Below are 19,390 nucleotides of genomic sequence, written 5' to 3'. Positions count from 1 at the left end.
CGACTCCGTCAGGAGAAGACATGCCGGAAACTCCCCAGACCCAGACTCAGACCCAGACGCAGACCGAGCCCCCGTCGACCCTGCGACTGGCCGTCGTACAGTCGACGGTCCGCCAGGACCCGACCGACGAGGCCGCCCTCCGCGAGAGCGGCGCCGAGGTCCGCACCTTCATCCGCCAGGCGGCAAAGGAAGGCGCCCGCCTCGTCCAGTTCGCCGAGGGAGCCCTCTGCTTCCCCAGCAAGTACGTCATGTCCGAACTCGGCCCCGACGAACTGGGCCCGTCCGACTGGACCAAAGCCCAGTGGCACGTCCTCGACGAGGAACTGTCCTCCATCGCCGCCCTGTCGGCCGAACTAGGCATCTGGACCGCCATCCCGTCCCTCCACCGACAGCCGGACGCCCGCCCCCACAACTCCCTCTACGTCTTCAACGACCAGGGCACCCTCGTCACCCGCTACGACGAACGCACCCTGTCCACCACCAAGCTCAACTACATGTACACCCCCGGCACCGAGCCGAAGACCTTCGACCTCGACGGCTTCCGCTTCGGCCTGGCCGTCGGCATGGACGCCCACATCCCCGAGATCTTCATCGACTACGTACGCCGCGACGCCGACTGCGTCCTCCTCTCCTACGCCACCTCCGGCATCACCAAGGACAACGCCGCCGCCGCAACCCCCGCCCACGCCGTCCTCAACCTCATCTGGGTAAGCCTCGCCGTCTCCACCAACCCCGACCTCCCCAACACCACAGCCGGCATCGCCACCCCCACCGGTGAGTGGGCCACCCAATGCCCACCCACCGCCACCCCCGCCCTCACAACCCACGACCTCCACCTAGACCACAGACTCCCCGACCTCGCCCGCACCTGGCGCACGCTGGCCCGCTCCCGAGTGACTTCGTAATACCGAACGACCGGCCCGGGCTCCGAGCCCGGACCGGCCGCCCGGCCCGCTCCGTCCTCCCGCCGTCCCCTCAGAGCCCGCGTACTCCCCGACACTCGGCGCGCGTTGCCGGTCTGTTCCGCATCCCCGAGACTGAGACCGCTGAACGGCCACCGCGAGGCGCGCCGGGTGAGGGGGAGTTTTGCGCGTCGAAGTACTCACAGCCGACGACTGGAAGCTCCTTCAGGATCTCCGGCTCAGCGCCCTCGACGAATCACCGGCTGCGTTCCTGCCGAACGCCGACGCCACCAGAGCCGGTGACGAGGCCTACTGGCGCACCCGCTGTACCGAGGAGTCCTGGGTCGTCGCCTTGATCGACCAGCAGGCCGTCGGCATCGCGCGGTCAGTCCAGGACCCAGCGCAACTGCCGGACTCCAAGCACATCGAGTCAGTCTGGGTCGATCCCGCCCACCGCAGACAAGGCGTGCTCCGTACCATGCTGCACCGCATCATGGAACTAGAACCGGACGTCCAGCACTGGTACGTCTGGGTTCTCGACGGCAACGACCTGGCCCGGGAATCCTATGAAAGCCTGGGTTTCGAGACCGCCGAACGTCACGCTCTGGCGGGAACTCTGTCGAAAGTGCGCTTGAAGTTGGGCCCTTCCGAACGCTGGCCGTAGCCGCAGGAGATCCAGGTCGTCAGCTCGAGCACATCCAGCGCCTCGGGCTCACTGAGTGCGAGTCCTCTCGGCGGCATCAATCTCTGCCAGCGATCGATGTCAGAGCGCCATTGCCGGATGAACTCGACACAGACGTCGGGCGTGATCAGGTCCAGTTGTTCGCTGGCCCTGAGCAGCGATTTCTGAGCCGACGACAGGTCTGTCTCGAGTCTGCACTGCACAGCCGACAGACGATCGAACGTCTTCGAGATCATGGTGTTCCGATCGTCCATGAACTGTCGCCAGTGGTTCCGGTGCTCTGCAGCTTTCAGGTGGTCCTCAAGCTTCCACCCACACATACCGCTGAACAACGCATACAGTCCCTCAGCAAGAACGTCGCCGAACTCTTCGCGGGCGGCCCGCTCAGGATCCTTGAACGGCTCGTACTCGTCCTGTCGCGCCTCACCGATCTTCGGCAATGATCGTTCCGCCGCATGATGTGCGAAGAAGAACCAGTCTTCGTTGTACACATCCGGAAAGAACGACACCGCCGGGTGCTGGGTGTTGACACCGAGCACAGCGCCGCTCACGAACACGTCCTGAGGAAACCCCGCGAGCCGGCGTGCGTGACAGACGACCGAGTTGTCCGGGAAGTACCTGCTCGCCATCGCGGCCACCGGATGACGATCGAGTGAACCGGAGAATCGAGAGACGTCGCGGGGACTCAACGGTTGGATGTCATCGTCGATGAAGAGGATCTTGCTCCAGCCCCGTAGCCGGGCCAAGACTAGACCCAGATTGCGTTTCAGGCTCAAATCGCTGGTGCGCCCGGCGCTGGCATCCCTGAATACCTGATCCAACGTCGAGTGATCGCCCCCGAACAGATGATATGTCTGCGGTAGGTCGACGACGAGTGCCTTTGCACCGAAGGTCGCACCCACTAGGGCTGTGACCTTCTCCGCCTTCGCCTGCTGACTGCACAGCACCACCAGTGGGACCGACAGCATCGCGGAAAGATCGATCACCCGCTGCAGGTTCGGCCTGGTCGCCGGTACGACGATCGCATCGAGCCGTCCGCTTGTCCCCGAAGGAGGAGCGGACGAACCGTCCCGCAGCAGCGAGGCGTGTGACGTGACGTGGTGAGTTCTGCTGCTCATCGCGCGGTCGCCTTCTCTGTCGGAGACCACTCGAAGAGCCGGTTTCTGTCGATTTCGAGATCCGGGGACATCGCCTCACCGTTCACCACCGGTACGCGGATCAGCAGCGCGAACGATCCACCGGGGAACCTGTTGGCGAGAAATACTTCGTTACGCTCCCGGACGGCAACATCGGTGAGCGCCCGCACCGATCCGAGCACTCCGCGGCTGTGGACCCCGTTGCAAATGGTGATGGTCCGGCTGTGGTTGTACGGACTACGCACCCGGGCGAGTAGCCCGACGTCCTCAACCAGTTCACGCCCGGCGTCACCGAAGTCCTCCCACACCGGCCAGTACTCGCCCGGTTCTGCCCCGCTGGTCCTGAAGATGTCGCCTGTCTTCAGCTCGTCGACTTCGACCTGCGACACCGGCATCTCGCGCAATGCCTTCAGGAGTCGCCGCGTGAGCTGGTTCCACCCGATACCGCCCATCACGACAACGTGACCGGACAGGTCGTCGGGGCCGACCTCCGACGCCAACCGATGGCTGACCTCGAGGTTCGGGTTCGCCGCCCGAATGTGGCCCCACAGATCTACCAAGGCGTCGAGATCGGCGTACCGATACATCCGGGTGTAGTTCGGGTTCTTCTCGTTGGCCATTGGGGGCCGCTCGCTCAGCGGGGTCTCGGGGCAGATGATTGCGATGGGCCCGGCGTCGAAGGTCCACGTCGGCGAGCTGATGACCGATGAGCCGTCGGTGCGGGCATGGCCGACAGCCGCGTTGCGTAACGCAATGAGTTCCGTGTGGAGCTGCTCGAATCGCTGGAGCTCATCGGCCGTGAGTTCGTCCTTGGACAGCAGGCGCGGAGGGTCAGCGTTCGATCGATCCGAGCAGAAGACCAAGGCGTATGAGTGCAGGTGTTCAGCCGGCGGCGGGCTGAGGATGCGTTCAGACTCCCAGCCACTGATGGTCGAGGCCGCGACGGACGACCGCTTACTCAGAGCTCGCGCCAGGCTAACCTGTGTCAGTTTCGGCTGATGCGTCGTGCGGAGTTCTCGGAGCCTGCCAGCCAACCGACGAGCCTCATGCGAATCAATCACAGGTACACTCCCGGAAGAGTCATCGGACGGGGTCTCGAAGACCCCCGGAGTTATCCGTCAGTTCCCCGGAGGCCGGCAGCATCAGCCAGGGCGGGCTGCTTCGCCTCCATATCCATAGTGTGGGATCGGTTGTCCCGAAGCTCCTTTTCGTACTCCTGCTCGTGTCGCGTTTGGCCGTTGACTTCGAGAGGTTGCCGGCGGATCGGCGTGCCGTATCCCTGCCGCGCGTAGAACGCCTGAGCTTCCTCGTTCTCGACAAAGATCCAGAGCTTGAGCTCCCGAGCCCCCAGCTCTGCTGCGATGTTCTCCGCCGCCTGCACGAGCAACGCGCCGACCCTCCGGCGACGGCGCTGTGGATCGACCCACAGCGCCTCGAGGTGCATACCGTCCGCGGCAGCGGGCTCGTGGTTGAGCTTGACCAGGCCGATCTTCCGCATCCGGGACTTGGCGATGACCCAGATGTGGTCAGAAAGCTCGTCGCGCCAGGCCTGCTTGCTGTAATTACCCTCAGTCGACAGGTCACCGAAGAACGATTCAGGTGATGCGCGCAGGGCGCGGAGCCTCAATGATCGCAAGGCTCGCCAGTCACTGCCGTTCAAGCGGAAGATGGAGACCTGAGATGGGGACAACCCGCGAACTTGCTGCACCACGTGCCTTTCAATCAGCGCCCGAGCGCGGGAGGCAGTTCTGAGTCTGCGGTGTAAGGCGTCTCGGAACGACGGAAGAGGTGGACTTCAGGCGGCAGAGCCGGATCCCCTACCCTCCTTGTCGTCTGGCGACCACTCGTAAAGACGGCTCTCGGGGCTCGCCAGATTGGGTGTACCCGCTTTGCCGTTCACCACCGGGACGCGCAGGAGCATCGCGAACCGCCGACTCGGGAATCGTTCGGCGATGTAGGCCGCATTCGCCTCCGCGAGGGCCGGGTCGGTGAGAGTCATGACAGCCCCCAGAACCCCGCGGCTGTAGATCCCGCTGCAAATGGTGAGGGTCCCGTTCTCGGAGTACGGATTGCCCAGGCGGGCCAGGAACGCGACATCCTCGGACAGTTCGCGGTACTTGCCATCGATCCACGCGTCCTCGGTCTGCTCCTGAACGAGCTGTGCCGCCTCAACAGTTGGCCGGTAGCCGGCTTCGTACTCGGTCCACTGCGGCCAGAACTCCTCCTTGTCCGCTCCGCTCAACCTGAAGATCTCGCCGTTCTTCAGCTCCGGTACCTCGACCTGCTGAACCGGGAGATTCTTCAGCCGCTCCTGCACCCGGCTGGCGGTCCGGTTCCAACCGATCCCGCCAAGTACGACGAGATGCCCGGCCAACTGAGCTGGCTCGACCTCGTGCGGCAACCACCGCTCCACGCGCAGAGTCGGGTTCGAGGCACGAATCTGTCCCCACAACTCAATCAGCGCGTCGAGGTCGGCGAAGCGGTAGGTACGGGTGTAGTTCGGGTTTCCCTCCTCGGCCAGTGGAGATCGGTTGGCGGTGGGGATCTCTGGACAGATGATCGTGATGGGGCCGTTCTCGAACGTCCAGATGGATCCGCCGGCGGACGGGCCCACCCCCTTGACGGCATCGCGAAGATCGACGAGCTCCTGATACAGCGCTTCGAACGCCTTGCGCTCAGCCGCCGTCAGATCCGATTCATCCGGAAGGGACCGGGTGCTCTTGCCCGGGTTGCTCTGAGCGAAGAAGAGCGCGTACGAAGACAGCCGCTCCGGCGGGGGAAGCTTGGGGTCTTTCAGGGACTCCCAGGAGCTGATGGTCGCGACCGCCACCGAAGACTCTTCGCTAAGCGCGCGCGCCAATTCTGCCTGAGTCAGTTTCGGCTCATGCGACGCACGCAGCTCTCGGAGCCTCATTGCAAGTCGTGCGGCCTCTGGTGAAGGCAAAACCACTCCCTGGGTTGTCGTCGACCTTCCTACCAGCGCGTCCGGTAACCGTATACCTGTGTACAGCCGAAAACACCCGAAGCGCCACAGTCACGCGGTCGAACACCCAAAGTCGGCCGCTCCGCGCAGCAACATACACGCTGTGCCCCTGGCTCGGCACTCGCGGTAGCCCTTGATAACGGTTCCGCTTACCGCCGGTGGAGGTCTTGCTACCGTCTTCACTTGACTCTACTGTAAATAGGTAGAATCTACTAACTTCAGAATGAAGTAAGTGATTCATGGTAGAGGAGACGACGGAACCCACCAGCCACGCGCGCTCTGAGGATTCCGTCCAGGCAGACCACCTGCCGGCCCACCCGCAACCCCCGAGCGACGCCATTCCTGGCGCCTCCCTCCACGGCCGTCCCCAACGCCGAGCACCCGGCGTCGATGGTCCCTCGTCTGCACTGACCGGCACCGCCTAGGAGCGGTGCCTCGGGGAAGTTCGGAGGTGGCAACCATGTTGCAACGCAGGCCCCCGCGCACTGCCTCCCATTCCACCATCACTCTCTGGTGCCTGATGGCCGCCGACCTCATGGCCGTCGTCTGGATGCACACCTTCGGCCCGTGGCTCGACCAGTCCTCGCCGCTGACGGCGACAGCGACGCTCGGTGGGCATCACACCATCGTGCTCGGCTTCGCGGCCGCAGGGTTCCTGATGCTCGCCACGCTCGCGCTGCTGACCGAGGGATTCACGACGACCACTGGCAAGCTGACACTCGCGACCAACGCAGCCTGCGTGGTCTCAGTAGTCGCCGTCGCGGGCCTGATCGCGTTCGTGCTGGTCGCGCTGCTCGGTCGGCTGCTGTTCGGGAAGTTCCGGCCCTGACCTGGCGGGCCCGTCCGACAACGGGGGGCGGGCCCGCCAGCATCTCAGCGGACGCGCACGGTGACCGTCACGGTCTTCAGAACGGCCGGCAGCTTGGCGGTGTCGATCTTGAGGATCTCGCCGTTGTCCGTCCGCCCGGTCGGCGGCAGCACCTTCTGGTGCACCGTCCACTTCCCGTCGGGGTCGACGACGATCGTGTCGATCCCGAAGTCGTTGTCGTTGGAGACGTACAGCGTCCGCCCGCCGTCGGTCGTCGCAACGCCCTCGACCTTGTCGTGCCCGAAGAACTTCCCAGTCGGGTCGAACTGGCTAACCAACGCTCCGACATTCACCGCCGGCTGCTTCAGAGAAACCTGAATTCCTGCAGAGGTAAGCGAAGCCAGCGCGGCGTTGGTAGTCGAGGCGCCGACAAGAGCCTCCGGCGACTTCCCGCCGACCGTCAGCCCGCTGACATCAGTAGCACCCTCGATGTCGATCTCGTTCAGGCTCTTCTGCGCGAACGGCGCGAACGCACCATCCCGCTCATCCAGCAAGAAACGTGCGTTCGACAACGCCGTGATCTCGCTGATCGCAGCACCCGTCGTACCGGGATTGTCCAGCAGGTACAGGTACTGTTTAGAACGGTAGGTCCGCAGGTCGATCGCGACAATGCGCACCGGCGCAACCCCAGCCGCCTTCACGCTCCCCAGATCCGGCAACTGCAAAGCCGACTGCATCACGCCGACCAGCGTCGAACCGTCCGGTGTGACCGTGAGCCCTTCCATCCCCTTGTTCTTCACGCGATTCGCCAATTCGGCCGGCAAGTACCCGACGATCTTGTGCGCCGAGTTGTCCACGCTGTCCCGGTACGGCGTGAGCCGCCCGATCTCGAAACCCTCGGCGTCGAAATGCGTCACGTACGGCCCGTACTCGTCCGAAACCCAGAACGTCCCGTCCCGCAGCGCAACGAGCCCCTCCGAGTCGTAGCCGTAAGCATCACGCGCCACCGGAACCGGCGTACCGCCGTTGGCATTCGTCGCATTGACGTCGTCGATCACTTCGCTCGTGTCGTGCGGCGGCCGGCCGCTGTACTTCTTCCCACCCAGCGATTTCGGCCCCTTCAGCAACACCTTTCCGACCAGCTCGGCCCGCCCGTCGACGAGCTTGAACTTCCCGATCTGCGGCTGGAAATCGAGCAGCATCTCGGACTTGTTCCCGTCCGGCGCGTCCGCGTTCGGCCCGCGGTCGGTCAGCCCGTAGAAGTACCCGGCCTTTCCCGGTACGGCGGCCAACGCCGACCCGAATCCCTCGCCGGAAAGCTCCGTCGTACTCCCACCCGGCCCCGCGACTTTCGCCAACGGCGCCAAAGCGCCCCCGCCGGCCTTGCTGTTCCTGAACACCTGTACGGCGTCCGTCGCCGTGTACGTGAAACTGTCCGTCCCCTTGAACCCGGCCTTCGGCGTGTACACGAACGACCCGTCCGCAGCGACCGTCACGGTCCCATTCGCCGGCTGCGAATTCCGTACGACGGCAGTCGCGCCGGCGTCGTTGCGCAGTACGTCCCCGCTCACCGTGCCGTGCCCGGCGTACGAGTCCGCAGCGACGCGAAACCCGTGCGACGGCCGCGGCCAGAACACACCGGCCTGGCTCACCGCCGCGCCCGCACACACCAAGGCCACCCCCGCGCCGATCGCCACCGCGACTCGAGCGCGCCTCCGAGACAAAACTCCTGATTCCATACCGCCGAACCTGCATCGCGCCGGTGAACGCCGAACCACCGCCCGATGAACCTTGTCCGCCGTCACCCGCTGCGCCGCTACGATCGCGGAATGCCCAGCTGGATCGACGTGAACCGCCTTCCCACCGACGAACGGTCCGCCCTGGAGAACATCCTCGACGCCCAGCGCATCGGCCTGATCCGCAAGGTCGAGGACCTCTCCGACGACGCGGCCCGCAAGACCCCGTCCGCGAGCACGCTGTCGCTGCTGGCCCTGATCAAGCACGCCACGATCTGGGAGCAACGCTGGTTCGAGTACCTGGTGGCCGGCCGGAAACTCCCCGACGGATGGCCCGAGGTCGAGCCCGCCGAACCCGACGCCGACTTCGCCCTGGCCGACGCCGACACCGTCGAAAGCTGCATCGCCGACTACCGCGCCCAGATCGAGAAGTCCAAGGCGATCACCGCCACCACGCCCCTGGACGCGCGAGGCACCCGCCCCGACCTGGCCGACTGCAACCTTCGTTACGTCATGCTCCACCTGATCCAGGAAACCGCCCGCCACGCGGGCCACGCCGACATCATCCGGGAGTCCCTGGACGGCACCACCGGGATCTGAATCGCCGCACCCTCATCCGCAGTACTGCGCTGGTAATTCCCGGGCGCTGCGGTACCCCGTCAGCGAGGATGAGCGCCATGCTGACCTCGACGCAGATCCGCGAACGCCTCCGCGAAGCCGCGAGCGCCGCCCTGAGCGGCGACCGCGCCGGCTTGGACAGGAGCTGGTCCTGGTTCAGTACGGCGACCGCGCGCGAACTGCTGCGCATCTACTACTACGCCCGCGGGTTCCAGTACGGAGCCCCGACGATGGGCCCGCCGGAGCTGTGGACTCCGCAGGTCCTCGAGCAGCCGCACCCGATCGTCGCCGTCCTCGCGAGCATGCACCGCGACGGCTTCGTCCGCGAGCCCGCGGTCCGCGCGCTGATCAGCTCCAGCGGGAACGCCGCCGACCGCGCGCTGACGATGCGGATCAACGACCACGTCGCGGTGATCCGTACGACGGCGCTGGCCGAAGTACGCCGGCGAACCACCCCCGTTCAGGCCGCCCGGATCGTCCCGCTGCTCCACCGCATCGACAACCGCAGCCGCGGCACCGACGTACTGCCGCAGTACCTGCAGTCCCTGGTCACCCTCCACGGCGAGGCGAACGTCTGGGCGCTCCTCCGAGCCTCCGCCGACCACGACGTACGCCGAGCAGCCTTCCACCACAGCCACGAAACCGGCCTGCTCACCCTCGCCGACGTGACCAAGCTCCACCCCCGCGAGCCCGATCAGCTGGTCCGCCAACTCCTCAACCGCATCGTCCTCGACGAAGGCTCACCCGAGCTCATCAGCCGCCTCCTCCTCAACGGCCGCGCCGCCGACAGCCGAGTCCTCGCCCTGGTCCGCCTGACCGCATCCGACCTCAACCCGACCGACGTCGAACGCCTCCTCGTAGACCGCTCGACATTGGTCCGCCTCTGGGCCCGCCGCCGCTGGGAGGAACTGGGCCACAACCCCAGTACGACGTACGCCGAGATCGCCCACTCCGACGCCCCCGCAACCACCCGAGCCCGCGCCTACGTCGGCCTGACGGAACTCAAAGCCCCAGTCGCCCGCCCCGAGATCCTCACCCTGATCGCCAGCAACGAACCCGCCCTCCGCAAGGTCGGCCTGACCCTCCTGAAACCCCAAGCCACCCCAGAGGACGTCCCCACCCTCTTCACCCTCACCGCCGCGCCCAACACCCGAATCGCCCGCCTGGCCGGCGAGGTCCTAATCCAAAACCCGCGCCTCTGGACGATCCCCGACCGGTCACCCCTCAAGTCCTCCACCGACCCAGCCCTACGCCGGAGAGCCTGGTGGATCCACCGCAACCTTGGCGGCTGGGAAGCGGTAATCGCCGACCTGGAACTCCACCAAGACCCAGACCCCACCCTGTCGAGCCTCGGCAGCCAACCGAAGGCCCCGATGTACTTCCTCCCCACGAACACCCAACAAGAACGCCTCGCCGACCTCCTGAGAACCTCCCACCTCAAACGCCGAGAAACCCTCGCGGTCGCCCTGGCCGCAAACCTCCGCGAGTTCCTCACCTGACCAACCGCTGATCGGCTGTTGCAGTGCTGCTTGCCGATGGCCCGATCACCAACAATGTGGGGATCCGCACTTGCAGCCGACCTCAGCCACAGAGTGGTCACCGCGCGCCAAGCGCGCACCGCGGGCGCAAACCCGCCGAAGGCCGGCGCCAGCTGGCAGACGCCTGCGATAAGCAGGCAACTGAAGCTGGCGCTAAGCCGGATGGTGTGCGGGAGCGCGCGTAGCGGCCGTCCGGAGGAGCGGAGCAACGGAAGGTGGCTGCGGAGCTCGCGTGGGAAAGAAAAATCCCCCTCCGAAACCGGAGAGGGTTGATGTGTGGTCAGGGGCGGTCTCGAACCGCCGACCTTGCGCTTTTCAGTTCGACAGCGATATGCAGCCGACGAGGGCGCGTCATTCGCACATGGGCCGATCCGCTGGCGCCAACTCGTCGCCGTCGCCGGCTGTTGCGGTCCACGCTGCGGTCGTGCCGGGCCAAGAAGCTAGGTAGCAGACTTGTCTTGCACGACCGACATGCCTTTGCGCACTTGACCTGTCTCGCTGCAGGCGAGGGGGCTTAGGCGAGGAGTCCTCGCCGATGATCTCGGGTACTTCGGCGCTCGACGGTGGTCCCCGGCTCGCTGTGGCGTCGTGTTGAAGACCTGTCAGAAATCGTGAGCTGGGTATGGGCCACCCAGCTCATCGATCCACGCCCGGACCGTGGTTACATGCACCGGCATGTGGGTCGGATATGCCAACTCGAATTCTCCCGTACGGAACCCGCAGACCTTGCACGGACCGTCCTCCCAGGGTTGTAGGCCCGTCCGATCCTCGTCCGCGTCATGGTGTTCGTTGAGGAGCCTTCGCCCCTCCAATTCATAGTCGAGGTCCATGTAGCCAGGATGCCAGTCCCGAGGTGGGCTCTTCGCGCCAGACCACCGAGTGGTGCGGCTCTGGATGTCGGAGCGGTACGGCAGTATGTACCCATGGCTTCTCCTCACCTCGAATCGATGCCAGTAGCGGCTACGGCAGCGCAGCGCGCAGCAGTCTTCCCGCGCGTGCGCTGGATGGGATCGAAGTACAAGCTTCTGCCCCACCTTGCTGACGTGTTCGAGGAGATCGGCGGTAAGACCGCTCTGGATGCGTTCTCGGGCTCGGGCGTGGTCTCGTACCTGCTCAAGCAGCAGGGCTACGCAGTGCACAGCAACGACTACCTCGGTTTCCCCGCCACAGTTGCTAAAGCGGGTGTCGTCAATCACGCCACTCGACTTACCGCGGGTGACGTGGACCGGATCATCGGCCCGCGGGCGGATGACCGCGACTTCATCCAACGCACGTTTTCGGGAGTCTTCTTCACCGCCGAGGATCTGGGCTTCCTGGATTCAGCCTGGAGCCACATCGACAACCTCCGAGGTCACAAGCGCGCGATCGCCATCGCGGCGCTGTGCCTGGCGGCAGCTCGGAAGCAGCCCCGCGGCGTCTTCACTTTGACTGGCGATCTGAGCCGCTATGACGACGGAAGGCGGGACTTGCGGCTCAGTCTTCGTGATCACTTTGTAGAGCGGGTTGAGGACTACAATCGGGCGGTCTTCAACAGCGGTCAAGCTTGCGTTGCCACGGCACGCGAGATCTCCGAGCTGGAGCCTAAGAAGTACGACCTTGTGTACCTCGATCCACCCTACGCTCCGCCTGCAGACGACAACGACTACACGAAGCGATTCCACTTCCTCGAAGGACTTTCCCGCTATTGGGTGGGCGACATCATCATGCATGAAACGAAGAGCAAAAAGATTCCCAAGCGAGTCACGAATTTCTCTTCCCGCCGCACCATTGAGGTAGGGTTGCGTGATGTGTTTAAGAAATTCCATGACTCCACGATCGTTCTATCATATTCCAGCAACGCCCTCCCGGATCGTGCCACTCTTGAAGCGCTGTTGCGTGAATTCAAGGCTGATGTTGAGGTGAGGGCAATAGAGCACACATATCATTATGGAACCCACTCCGCCGCAAAGAGGCGTAGTGTAGACGAGTACATTTTCATTGCACGCTGATGGCTGACGACTCTCCAGAGCTCCTCGGTTATCTGACGCGTCTGCAGCGCCTAACCGCCCACATCGATCCAACCGCCGACAGCCCTCAAGCGACGGCAATCCGGCAGGCCGGCGCCAGCCTAGACGCACTCCCAACCATTGACGCGGTTGTCATGACCGACTGGGTAAAAGATCAGCCTCGCGATGTTTACACTCTTGGACTCGCCGTCGGTCTCTCTCAGGAGAAGCTTAAAAACCTCCTTAAAGCGGAGTTCGGGACAGCGAGCTGGGCAAAGGCCGCGACGGACGATGCCGAGGCGCTCGTCGCGTGGCTCGACAGCGAGTTCGGTCTGCTGGACGCCCTGGCGGCTCAGCGAAACCGCACTTACGCGTTCGGAGACATCCTCGCTGCGCGGGGCACATCGAGACAGACCGCCAGTAGCGCGGGGGTGGCCGGGCGGTTAATTGAGGATGCCATCGAGGCCATCGTGAAGGACTTGGGGCTGCCGTACGAGATGCGAGGGCGGTTCGTCGGCCGCAATGGCGATACCGGCCCGGCCGACCTAGCGATTCCGAGTATGGCAAGCGCCCTGATTGCTGTTGCATGCAAGGGTTTTGACTCGACTGGGTCCAAATTGACCGCAGCCGTAAGCGAGGTGACAGAGATGGCGAACGTTCGGTTCGCCCACCAGTACATCCTGGCGGTCGTGGACGGCATCGGCTGGCTGAGCCGCATGGGAGACTTCCGGCGGATGTACGCCCTCGCCGAAACGCGGCGTATCGACGGCTTGTATGCGCTGGCGGACCTCGACAGGTTCCGAGTCGATCTGGAGACTGCAGCTCGGAGACATGGTCTACTGTCCTAGAGCAGACGTGCATCGCCGGCCTCGGGGGGCGGCGGCGTGCATGAGTTCATGGTCGGTCGTGCTCACGACGCCTGAGCGTGGGGATGCCCGGTCGGAAGAGTGTCCGGCTAGGCTGCTGATTGGCTGGGCATGCAGCCCGGCTTGCTGCGCGGTGCTTTATGTGTATGACGTGGCAAAAGCTGGTCCAGGTCGAGGGCGCGCAGTACGACACCAATCGGGGCGCGACCGAGGAACAAGCTCGGCTGTTGCTGAAGGCAGCCAAGCCGACGCGGCTGTACGCGCTGTTCATGGGATTGCGGCGCGGCGAGCTGCTCGGGCTGAAGTGGGATGACATCGATTGGGTCGAAAGACCGTCGAGATCCGGTGCACGCTGCACTGGGTTGATGGTGTGCTTCAGGCCGTCACTCCGAAGACCCGGAAGTCTCGTCGCACGGTGCCGTTGATCGAGCTGTGCTTGGACGTGCTCTCGGGCCACAAGCGGCAGCAGGTCAAGGAGCGGCTATAGGCCGGCGAGAAGTGGGTTGATACCGGCTACGTGTTCACGACCGAGATCGGTACGCCGATGGAGCCAGATAACCTGCGGCGGACTTGGTGCCCGTTGCGGGCTGAGGCTGGGCTCGGAGAGATGCGCTTCCACGACCGCGGCGTAGCTGTGTGACCTTGCTCCTACGGCTCAAGGTGCCGCCCGCACATCGTGCAGGCGATCGTCGGGCACGAGGACGTACAGGTGACGATGGCGATCTACGCGCACGCGTCCTTGGAGGATCAGCGGAACGCGCTCGATCAGCTCGCGGAACACGTCGCCGGGTAGGCGTTGCGGTCTTTTGCGGGAGGTTGGCGGTTCTCCGATGGAGAAACCGCAGGTGAGATGTGTGGTCAGGGGCGGTCTCGAACCGCCGACCTTCCGCTTTTCAGGCGGACGCTCTACCAGCTGAGCTACCTGACCGGGGAGAAAAGGCGGCGGCGGATGTTCAGGACATCCGCCGCCTTCTCCTGGCGACCCAGACGGGACTCGAACCCGCGACCTCCGCCGTGACAGGGCGGCACGCTAACCAACTGCGCTACTGGGCCAGGATGCTCGACGATGGTACACCATCTTCGAACTGTTCAATTAATCGGCCTTTCGACCGTATCCCCAACGGGATTCGAACCCGCGTTACCGCCTTGAAAGGGCAGCGTCCTAGGCCACTAGACGATGGGGACTCGGACCCGCGGGAGCCGAAGCTCCAGGGACAGCCGTAAGCATAGAGGAGTCTTGGCGAAGGTCCAAAACGAGTTGTTGCCAAGGGGGATCGGGCCGCTGGAGAGGGGGCTGGCTGGACTCTGCCCCCAGAGTCCAGCCAGCCGATCGGAGAGGCAGAAACAACTAGCTGACCGACGTGGCAGCCTCGTCCGCGGCCTTCAGGACGGTGGTGTCGGTGGCGTCCGGTGCGACGAGTCGCGGCAGGTGCTTCTCGAAGAGCCAGGCGAAGACGCGGGACGGCAGGACCAGGGAGCGCGGCCAGACCGCCTGGGCGACGCCGTAGCCCCACAGGGCGGCCTTGACGCGCTGGTTGGGGGTGCCGTGGTGTCCGGCGCCGTCGAAGCCGCAGTCGCCGATCTGGGCGAACATGGCGGTGAACTGCTGGACGCGCTTCCAGTTCATCCGCTCGCCGCGGGCGTGGGTCAGGAAGTACGCGCTGAACGAGTCCGCCATCAGTTCCGTACGCCGGGTCGCCTCGGGCGCCGGCAGCGTCGAGGTGAACAGCCCGTCCTCGTACTGGATGTGGTGCCCGAACTCGTGCGCCAGGATCGCCTGGGTGGTCACGTCACCCAGCCCGACCAGGCCGAACCCGTCGAGTACGCCGTCGCCCATCACGATCTTGTCGCCGACGGTGCCGACGCCGGGCACCGGCTGGCCCTCGGCGCTGAACGCGTACGCGTTGAACGTGTACGCCGGCTGGTCGCCGTACTTCATCGCCGGGTTGTTGATCTGGTCCTTGATGAAGTTCGCCGTGTTCAGCGACAGGTCGGCCGGCTGGCCGTAGAGCGTCGTGAAGACCCGGGTCACCCGGGCGGTGTCGAGCAGCATCCGGCCGTGCGCGGGGACCAGCTGGATGTCCTTGGACTTGATGTCCCAGAACTTGCGCAGCCCGCTGAACGTGTCGGTCGCCTTCTTCGTGTACGTGCCCTTGGCGCCGTAGGTGAACTTGCCGGCCGGCTGCGGGAAGTACACCGCGTCCTTCATCACCAGGTCGAAGATCAGCACGTACGCCGACGCCAGCTTCTGGTCGGCGGTCCAGGTCGCGATCTCGGCGCTGATCGCGTCGAGCACCGGCGGGTTCGCGGTCGGGCACTCGTAGTCGGTCGGGTCGATGACGTCGAGGATGCGCTCCCGCAGCTGGCTGTCCTCGCTGCCGAGCCGGGCCTGGACGTCGGCCGCGACCTTGCGCATCTCCGGGAGCCGCTGCGCGAGCTCGACGGCGATCGGCGACGAGAGCCCGGCGAACGCCGGGGCAGGGGCCGCCGCGGCCGGGGTGGTGGGAGCGGCGAGGGCGGGAGCGGCCGTGAAGCCGCCCAGGACGGCGGCGGTGGTGACCACCGCGGTCAGGAAGCGCTTTGTCATACCGGATCTCCTGGAGCTGGGGACGGAAACGCCGGTCGCCGGGACGCGACCGATGGCCGTCAGTATCAGCAGCGGGTAACGCCGGTTACGAGGTATCGCGCTGGCGGAATCCGGCATGGCAGGAATCTGTCGCCGGACGCCGTGTGGTGCGCCTCACTACGCTGGGGCCGTGATCGAGATGAACCGGGCGGACTTCGAGGTGCTGGTCGCGGAGGCGCTGGACGAGGTGCCGCCGGAGCTGGCCGCGCTGATCGACAACGTGGCGGTGTTCGTCGAGGACGACGCGCCCGCGAGCGACCCGGACCTGCTCGGGATCTACGAGGGCATCCCGCTGACCGAGCGCGGCAACTGGTACGGCGGCGTGCTGCCGGACCGGATCACCATCTACCGCAACCCGACGCTGGCGATCTGCGACACCGTCGACGACGTCGTCGACGAGGTGAACATCACGGTCGTGCACGAGATCGCGCACCACTTCGGCATCGACGACGCCCGGCTGCACGAGCTCGGCTACGGGTGAACGACAAAGGGCCGGTACGCCGTACCGGCCCTTCGGAAAAAACAGCTCAGGAGCGCTTGAACAGCAGCTTCCACGGCATCAGCGCCGACTCGAGCTGGACCTTCAGGCTCATCTTCGACGCGCCGTGGGTGCGCTCCTCGAACCGGATCGGCACCTCGGCGATCCGGAAGCCGCGGCGGACCGCGCGGGTGTTCATCTCGACCTGGAACGAGTACCCGTTGCTCTGGATGGTGCCGACGTCGATCGCGCGCAGGGTGTCGGCCTTCCAGGCCTTGAAGCCGGCGGTGGCGTCCTTGACGTGCAGCCGCAGGATCGTGTTCACGTAGAAGTTCGCCCAGGCCGACAGCAGCCGGCGGTGCCAGGCCCACTCGGCCGCGGCCGAGCCGCCGGGCACGTAGCGCGACCCGATCACCAGGCCGGCGTCGCTGGTCCGCAGCGTCTCCACCATCGTCGGCAGCACCGACGCCGGGTGCGACAGGTCGGCGTCCATCTGGATCACGATGTCGGCGTTCTCGTCGAGCGCGCGGGTGATCCCGGCGATGTAGGCGCGGCCGAGGCCGTCCTTCGCGGTCCGGTGCAGCACGCCGACCTGCTCCGGCGCGGCCTTGGCCAGCTCGTCGGCGACGTCACCGGTGCCGTCGGGGGAGTTGTCGTCGACGACCAGCATCTGCAGCCCGGGCAGGTCCAGCCCGGCGAGCAGCTTGGCCAGCTCCGGCAGGTTCTCCCGCTCGTTGTAGGTCGGCACCACGACGACGATCTTGGACTCACCCATGAAAACTTTTCCTTGCTTCGGGGACTCAGGACGCTATCGCATCAACCGGTCTAGCCTGCTGAAGGTGACGTTCCTGGGGATAGATGTCGGAACCACCAACACCAAAGTCTGCCTGATCCCGCAACGCCGGACGCTCGGGGTCCCGACTCCGGGGGATCCGGAGCAGCTCCAGCACGTCGTCACGAAGCTGATCGAGGACGTTGCCGAGGGCCAGCGGATCGACGGGATCGGGATCGCGGGCATGGCCGAGACCGGGTTCCACTCGGAGCCGATCTCAAGCCGCTGACACAGCTCATCAGCTGGCGCGACCAGCCCGGTACGGCGCAGGCGCAGCGCCTCCGCGAGGAGCTCGGCCCGCAGAGCCTGTACGCGCGCACCGGCCTCCGGCTCAGCGCCAAGCTCCCGCTGACCACCTGGCGCTGGCTCGCGGAGACCTCCGACGTCATCAGGAAGACGCGGATCTGGGCCGGCGCTCCCGACCTCGTGCTCGCCGCGCTGACCGGGCGGTACGCGACACATCTCACCCACGCGCAGCGGTACGGCGTACTGGATCTGCGCCGGCGCCGCTGGGACGACGAGCTGCTCGGCTGGGGCGGGTTCGACCGGCTCCCCGAGATCGCCGAGCCGATGAGCGTCACGGCGTACACGCCGGACGGCGTCCCGGTGGTCCTGTGTGGTCATGACCACCTCGTCGGCGCGTGGGCGGCCGGGGTGCGCGAGCCCGGGCAGGTCGCGGACTCGCTCGGCACCTCCGAGGCGATCATCACGCCGAGCCGCGCGCTGGTGCTCGACGACGAGCTCCGCCGCGAGGGCATCAGCGTCGGCTGGTACGCCGACGGCCGGCTCGCCACCGCCGTCTCCGGCCACGGCGCCGCCGGCGGGCTGATCGACGAGCGGCTCACGTACTTCGGCCGCGACCACGAGTGGCTGGCGAGCGTCCTCGACCCGGACTGCCCGCCCAGCGAGCACCCCGCCGCGCCGTACCCGCAAGGACGGCAGGCGCCCGCACCCGATCCGGCCATCACGTACGACGCCCGCTCGGACGTCCCCGACCAGGCCGCCGAGATGCGCGCTCTCGTCGACGGCCTCAGCCTGCACGCCCGCTGGATGGCCGAGGAGCAGACCCGAAGGCTCGGCATCGACTGGCGTACGACGATCGCCTTCGGCGGCCCGACTCAGCTGAACGGCTGGATGCGCCGCAAGGCGCTGGCGAGCGGTGGCCGCGACTTCGCCGTCGTCGACGGGCAGGCGACAGCCGCCGAAGGCGCGGCGCTGATGGCAGCGGAAGTGGTGACCGGCCAACGAAGCGCACCGCTGGAAAAGGTCGCCGTGCCGGTCGGGCCCGTGGCGGACCGCAGATGGGAGACACTGTTCTGGGATCGATTCCACATCCGAGGAGCAGACCGATGACGCTGGACGCCCTGGCCTACGACGACGGAACGTTCGCGATGGTGGCGATGGATCAGCGTGAGAGCCTGCGCACGATGCTCGCCGAGCACGGCCGGCCGGACGACGTCGCGGCGATCGCGGCGTTCAAGGCGGCCGTCGCAAAACACCTTGCGCCGTTGGCGTCCGGCTTCCTGATCGATGCCGGGTACGACGCGCCGCGGACGCCGGGACTGATTCTGGCGGTCGACGAGCTGGTCCAGGAGCGTGGTGGACCGGTGACCGACACCGGCCTCGACCGGAGCCAGGATCTCGAGCAGGCGAAAGCGCGCGGGGTGGTCGCGTTGAAGCTGCTGGTGATCTGGAAGCGCGACGGGCAGCAGCGGCGTCGCGTCGAGATGGCGCGGGAGTTCGTCGAGCTGAGCCGTACGGCGGGGATGCTGTCGGTGCTCGAACCCGTCGTCCAGCCGGCGGCGGGGGAGGAGGGGTTCGACCTGGACGAGGCGATCGTCGCGGCGGCGGAGGCGCTGGGACCGGTACGTCCCGATCTGTACAAGGCGCAGGTGCCGAGCCGCGGCCTCGGCGACGCCGACGCGATCGTAGGGACCTGTGAGCAGCTGACCGAGGTGCTGCCGGTGCCGTGGGTCGTGCTGTCGAACGGCGTGGCCCGGGACGACTTCCCGCGCGCGGTCGAGCTGGCGTGCACCGGCGGAGCCTCCGGCACGCTCGCCGGGCGGGCGTTGTGGACGCCCGCGCTGGAGGTCGAGGACTATCAGCCGGTGCTCGCCGGCAAATGCCGCGAGCGCCTGGCCGAGATCGCCGACATCGTCCACCGCACCGCCCGCCCGTGGACCGAGGCCGCTCACTGACT

The 19,390-nt window shown here is 66.1% G+C and carries 18 protein-coding genes and 3 tRNA genes; 11 read left to right on the top strand and 10 right to left on the bottom strand.

Annotated features, from left to right (window positions below; genetic code table 11):
- Positions 1–20 precede the first annotated feature (20 nt).
- Both AB0M01_RS11125 and AB0M01_RS11120 read left to right on the top strand, forming a co-directional pair.
- On the top strand, positions 21–905 hold the full coding sequence (locus AB0M01_RS11125) for a carbon-nitrogen hydrolase family protein (RefSeq protein ID WP_363667975.1): 885 nt from the start codon (positions 21–23) through the stop codon (positions 903–905).
- A 181-nt stretch (positions 906–1,086) separates the two neighbouring features.
- Positions 1,087–1,566 carry a GNAT family N-acetyltransferase gene (locus AB0M01_RS11120; protein ID WP_363667973.1) on the top strand — a complete coding sequence of 160 codons (480 nt, stop codon included), beginning with the start codon at positions 1,087–1,089 and terminating at the stop codon, positions 1,564–1,566.
- Here AB0M01_RS11120 and AB0M01_RS11115 read toward each other — a convergent pair.
- The 4 genes from AB0M01_RS11115 to AB0M01_RS11100 form a co-directional block, all read right to left on the bottom strand.
- Positions 1,500–2,702: a hypothetical protein gene (locus tag AB0M01_RS11115; RefSeq protein ID WP_363667970.1), complete on the bottom strand. Its 1,203-nt coding sequence runs from the start codon at positions 2,700–2,702 to the stop codon at positions 1,500–1,502. The two genes, AB0M01_RS11120 and AB0M01_RS11115, sit on opposite strands and share 67 nt — an antisense overlap.
- On the bottom strand, positions 2,699–3,781 hold the full coding sequence (locus AB0M01_RS11110; RefSeq protein WP_363667968.1) for a helix-turn-helix transcriptional regulator: 1,083 nt from the start codon (positions 3,779–3,781) through the stop codon (positions 2,699–2,701). The genes AB0M01_RS11115 and AB0M01_RS11110 overlap by 4 nt, the downstream gene beginning before the upstream one ends.
- 50 nt (positions 3,782–3,831) lie before the next feature.
- Positions 3,832–4,380, bottom strand: a complete 549-nt coding sequence (locus AB0M01_RS11105; protein ID WP_363667966.1) for a GNAT family N-acetyltransferase — start codon at positions 4,378–4,380, stop codon at positions 3,832–3,834.
- Between the two features lie 135 nt (positions 4,381–4,515).
- Positions 4,516–5,550 (bottom strand): hypothetical protein, encoded by a 1,035-nt coding sequence (locus AB0M01_RS11100; protein ID WP_363667964.1) that lies wholly within the window; start codon positions 5,548–5,550, stop codon positions 4,516–4,518.
- A gap of 673 nt (positions 5,551–6,223) precedes the next feature.
- On the opposite strand from AB0M01_RS11100, the gene AB0M01_RS11095 reads away from it, so the two are divergent.
- On the top strand, positions 6,224–6,532 hold the full coding sequence (locus AB0M01_RS11095) for a hypothetical protein (protein ID WP_363667962.1): 309 nt from the start codon (positions 6,224–6,226) through the stop codon (positions 6,530–6,532).
- Positions 6,533–6,576: 44 nt separating this feature from the next.
- Here AB0M01_RS11095 and AB0M01_RS11090 read toward each other — a convergent pair whose 3' ends face one another.
- Complete coding sequence (locus tag AB0M01_RS11090) at positions 6,577–8,208, bottom strand: esterase-like activity of phytase family protein (protein WP_363667960.1); 1,632 nt, start codon at positions 8,206–8,208, stop codon at positions 6,577–6,579.
- A 132-nt stretch (positions 8,209–8,340) separates the two neighbouring features.
- On the opposite strand from AB0M01_RS11090, the gene AB0M01_RS11085 reads away from it, so the two are divergent.
- The 4 genes from AB0M01_RS11085 (at position 8,341) to AB0M01_RS11070 (ending at position 13,236) form a co-directional block, all read left to right on the top strand.
- The gene (locus AB0M01_RS11085; protein ID WP_363667958.1) at positions 8,341–8,847 is read left to right on the top strand and encodes a DinB family protein; all 507 of its coding nucleotides are present in this window, start codon (positions 8,341–8,343) and stop codon (positions 8,845–8,847) included.
- 77 nt (positions 8,848–8,924) lie between these two features.
- Positions 8,925–10,364 carry a hypothetical protein gene (locus tag AB0M01_RS11080; RefSeq protein WP_363667956.1) on the top strand — a complete coding sequence of 480 codons (1,440 nt, stop codon included), beginning with the start codon at positions 8,925–8,927 and terminating at the stop codon, positions 10,362–10,364.
- A gap of 962 nt (positions 10,365–11,326) precedes the next feature.
- Positions 11,327–12,391: a DNA adenine methylase gene (locus tag AB0M01_RS11075; protein ID WP_363667954.1), complete on the top strand. Its 1,065-nt coding sequence runs from the start codon at positions 11,327–11,329 to the stop codon at positions 12,389–12,391.
- Positions 12,391–13,236: a hypothetical protein gene (locus AB0M01_RS11070; RefSeq protein ID WP_363667952.1), complete on the top strand. Its 846-nt coding sequence runs from the start codon at positions 12,391–12,393 to the stop codon at positions 13,234–13,236. Before AB0M01_RS11075 ends, AB0M01_RS11070 begins: the two co-directional genes overlap by 1 nt.
- A gap of 873 nt (positions 13,237–14,109) precedes the next feature.
- Here AB0M01_RS11070 and AB0M01_RS11065 read toward each other — a convergent pair.
- The 4 genes from AB0M01_RS11065 to AB0M01_RS11050 all read right to left on the bottom strand — a co-directional run bounded on the left by AB0M01_RS11065 (position 14,110) and on the right by AB0M01_RS11050 (position 15,841).
- Positions 14,110–14,182: transfer RNA gene (locus tag AB0M01_RS11065), tRNA-Phe, on the bottom strand.
- A 48-nt stretch (positions 14,183–14,230) separates the two neighbouring features.
- Positions 14,231–14,307: transfer RNA gene (locus AB0M01_RS11060), tRNA-Asp, on the bottom strand.
- Positions 14,308–14,366: 59 nt separating this feature from the next.
- Positions 14,367–14,439, bottom strand: a tRNA-Glu gene (locus AB0M01_RS11055).
- A gap of 163 nt (positions 14,440–14,602) precedes the next feature.
- Positions 14,603–15,841, bottom strand: coding sequence for a hypothetical protein (locus tag AB0M01_RS11050; protein WP_363667950.1), 1,239 nt, complete (start codon positions 15,839–15,841; stop codon positions 14,603–14,605).
- Between the two features lie 169 nt (positions 15,842–16,010).
- Between AB0M01_RS11050 and AB0M01_RS11045 the strand changes: the two genes are divergently transcribed.
- On the top strand, positions 16,011–16,361 hold the full coding sequence (locus AB0M01_RS11045) for a metallopeptidase family protein (RefSeq protein WP_363667947.1): 351 nt from the start codon (positions 16,011–16,013) through the stop codon (positions 16,359–16,361).
- A gap of 46 nt (positions 16,362–16,407) precedes the next feature.
- On the opposite strand, the gene AB0M01_RS11040 is transcribed toward AB0M01_RS11045, so the two are convergent.
- Complete coding sequence (locus AB0M01_RS11040; protein WP_363667945.1) at positions 16,408–17,133, bottom strand: polyprenol monophosphomannose synthase; 726 nt, start codon at positions 17,131–17,133, stop codon at positions 16,408–16,410.
- A gap of 64 nt (positions 17,134–17,197) precedes the next feature.
- Here AB0M01_RS11040 and AB0M01_RS11035 point away from each other — a divergent pair, with 64 nt between their 5' ends.
- From AB0M01_RS11035 to AB0M01_RS11025, 3 genes are read left to right on the top strand one after another with little or no spacing between them, the layout of a single operon-like run.
- The gene (locus tag AB0M01_RS11035; protein ID WP_363667943.1) at positions 17,198–17,419 is read left to right on the top strand and encodes a hypothetical protein; all 222 of its coding nucleotides are present in this window, start codon (positions 17,198–17,200) and stop codon (positions 17,417–17,419) included.
- The gene (locus AB0M01_RS11030; RefSeq protein ID WP_363668104.1) at positions 17,416–18,543 is read left to right on the top strand and encodes an FGGY family carbohydrate kinase; all 1,128 of its coding nucleotides are present in this window, start codon (positions 17,416–17,418) and stop codon (positions 18,541–18,543) included. Before AB0M01_RS11035 ends, AB0M01_RS11030 begins: the two co-directional genes overlap by 4 nt.
- On the top strand, positions 18,540–19,388 hold the full coding sequence (locus AB0M01_RS11025) for a hypothetical protein (protein WP_363667941.1): 849 nt from the start codon (positions 18,540–18,542) through the stop codon (positions 19,386–19,388). Before AB0M01_RS11030 ends, AB0M01_RS11025 begins: the two co-directional genes overlap by 4 nt.
- Positions 19,389–19,390: the final 2 nt, after the last annotated feature.

This window comes from Kribbella sp. NPDC051770, from assembly GCF_040681455.1.
GTDB lineage: Bacteria > Actinomycetota > Actinomycetes > Propionibacteriales > Kribbellaceae > Kribbella.
The sequence above is the reverse complement of the archived record's forward strand: the minus strand, read 5'-3'. Positions and strand labels throughout refer to the sequence as shown.

Excerpts from the sequence above, each read along its gene's own strand:
- AB0M01_RS11125 (WP_363667975.1), top strand. The coding sequence starts at position 21 with ATGCCGGAAACTCCCCAGACCCAGACTCAGACCCAGACGCAGACCGAG.
- AB0M01_RS11115 (WP_363667970.1), bottom strand. The coding sequence starts at position 2,702 with ATGAGCAGCAGAACTCACCACGTCACGTCACACGCCTCGCTGCTGCGG.
- AB0M01_RS11095 (WP_363667962.1), top strand. The coding sequence starts at position 6,224 with ATGGCCGCCGACCTCATGGCCGTCGTCTGGATGCACACCTTCGGCCCG.
- AB0M01_RS11085 (WP_363667958.1), top strand. The coding sequence starts at position 8,341 with ATGCCCAGCTGGATCGACGTGAACCGCCTTCCCACCGACGAACGGTCC.
- AB0M01_RS11080 (WP_363667956.1), top strand. The coding sequence starts at position 8,925 with ATGCTGACCTCGACGCAGATCCGCGAACGCCTCCGCGAAGCCGCGAGC.
- AB0M01_RS11075 (WP_363667954.1), top strand. The coding sequence starts at position 11,327 with ATGGCTTCTCCTCACCTCGAATCGATGCCAGTAGCGGCTACGGCAGCG.
- AB0M01_RS11070 (WP_363667952.1), top strand. The coding sequence starts at position 12,391 with ATGGCTGACGACTCTCCAGAGCTCCTCGGTTATCTGACGCGTCTGCAG.
- AB0M01_RS11050 (WP_363667950.1), bottom strand. The coding sequence starts at position 15,841 with ATGACAAAGCGCTTCCTGACCGCGGTGGTCACCACCGCCGCCGTCCTG.
- AB0M01_RS11040 (WP_363667945.1), bottom strand. The coding sequence starts at position 17,133 with ATGGGTGAGTCCAAGATCGTCGTCGTGGTGCCGACCTACAACGAGCGG.
- AB0M01_RS11025 (WP_363667941.1), top strand. The coding sequence starts at position 18,540 with ATGACGCTGGACGCCCTGGCCTACGACGACGGAACGTTCGCGATGGTG.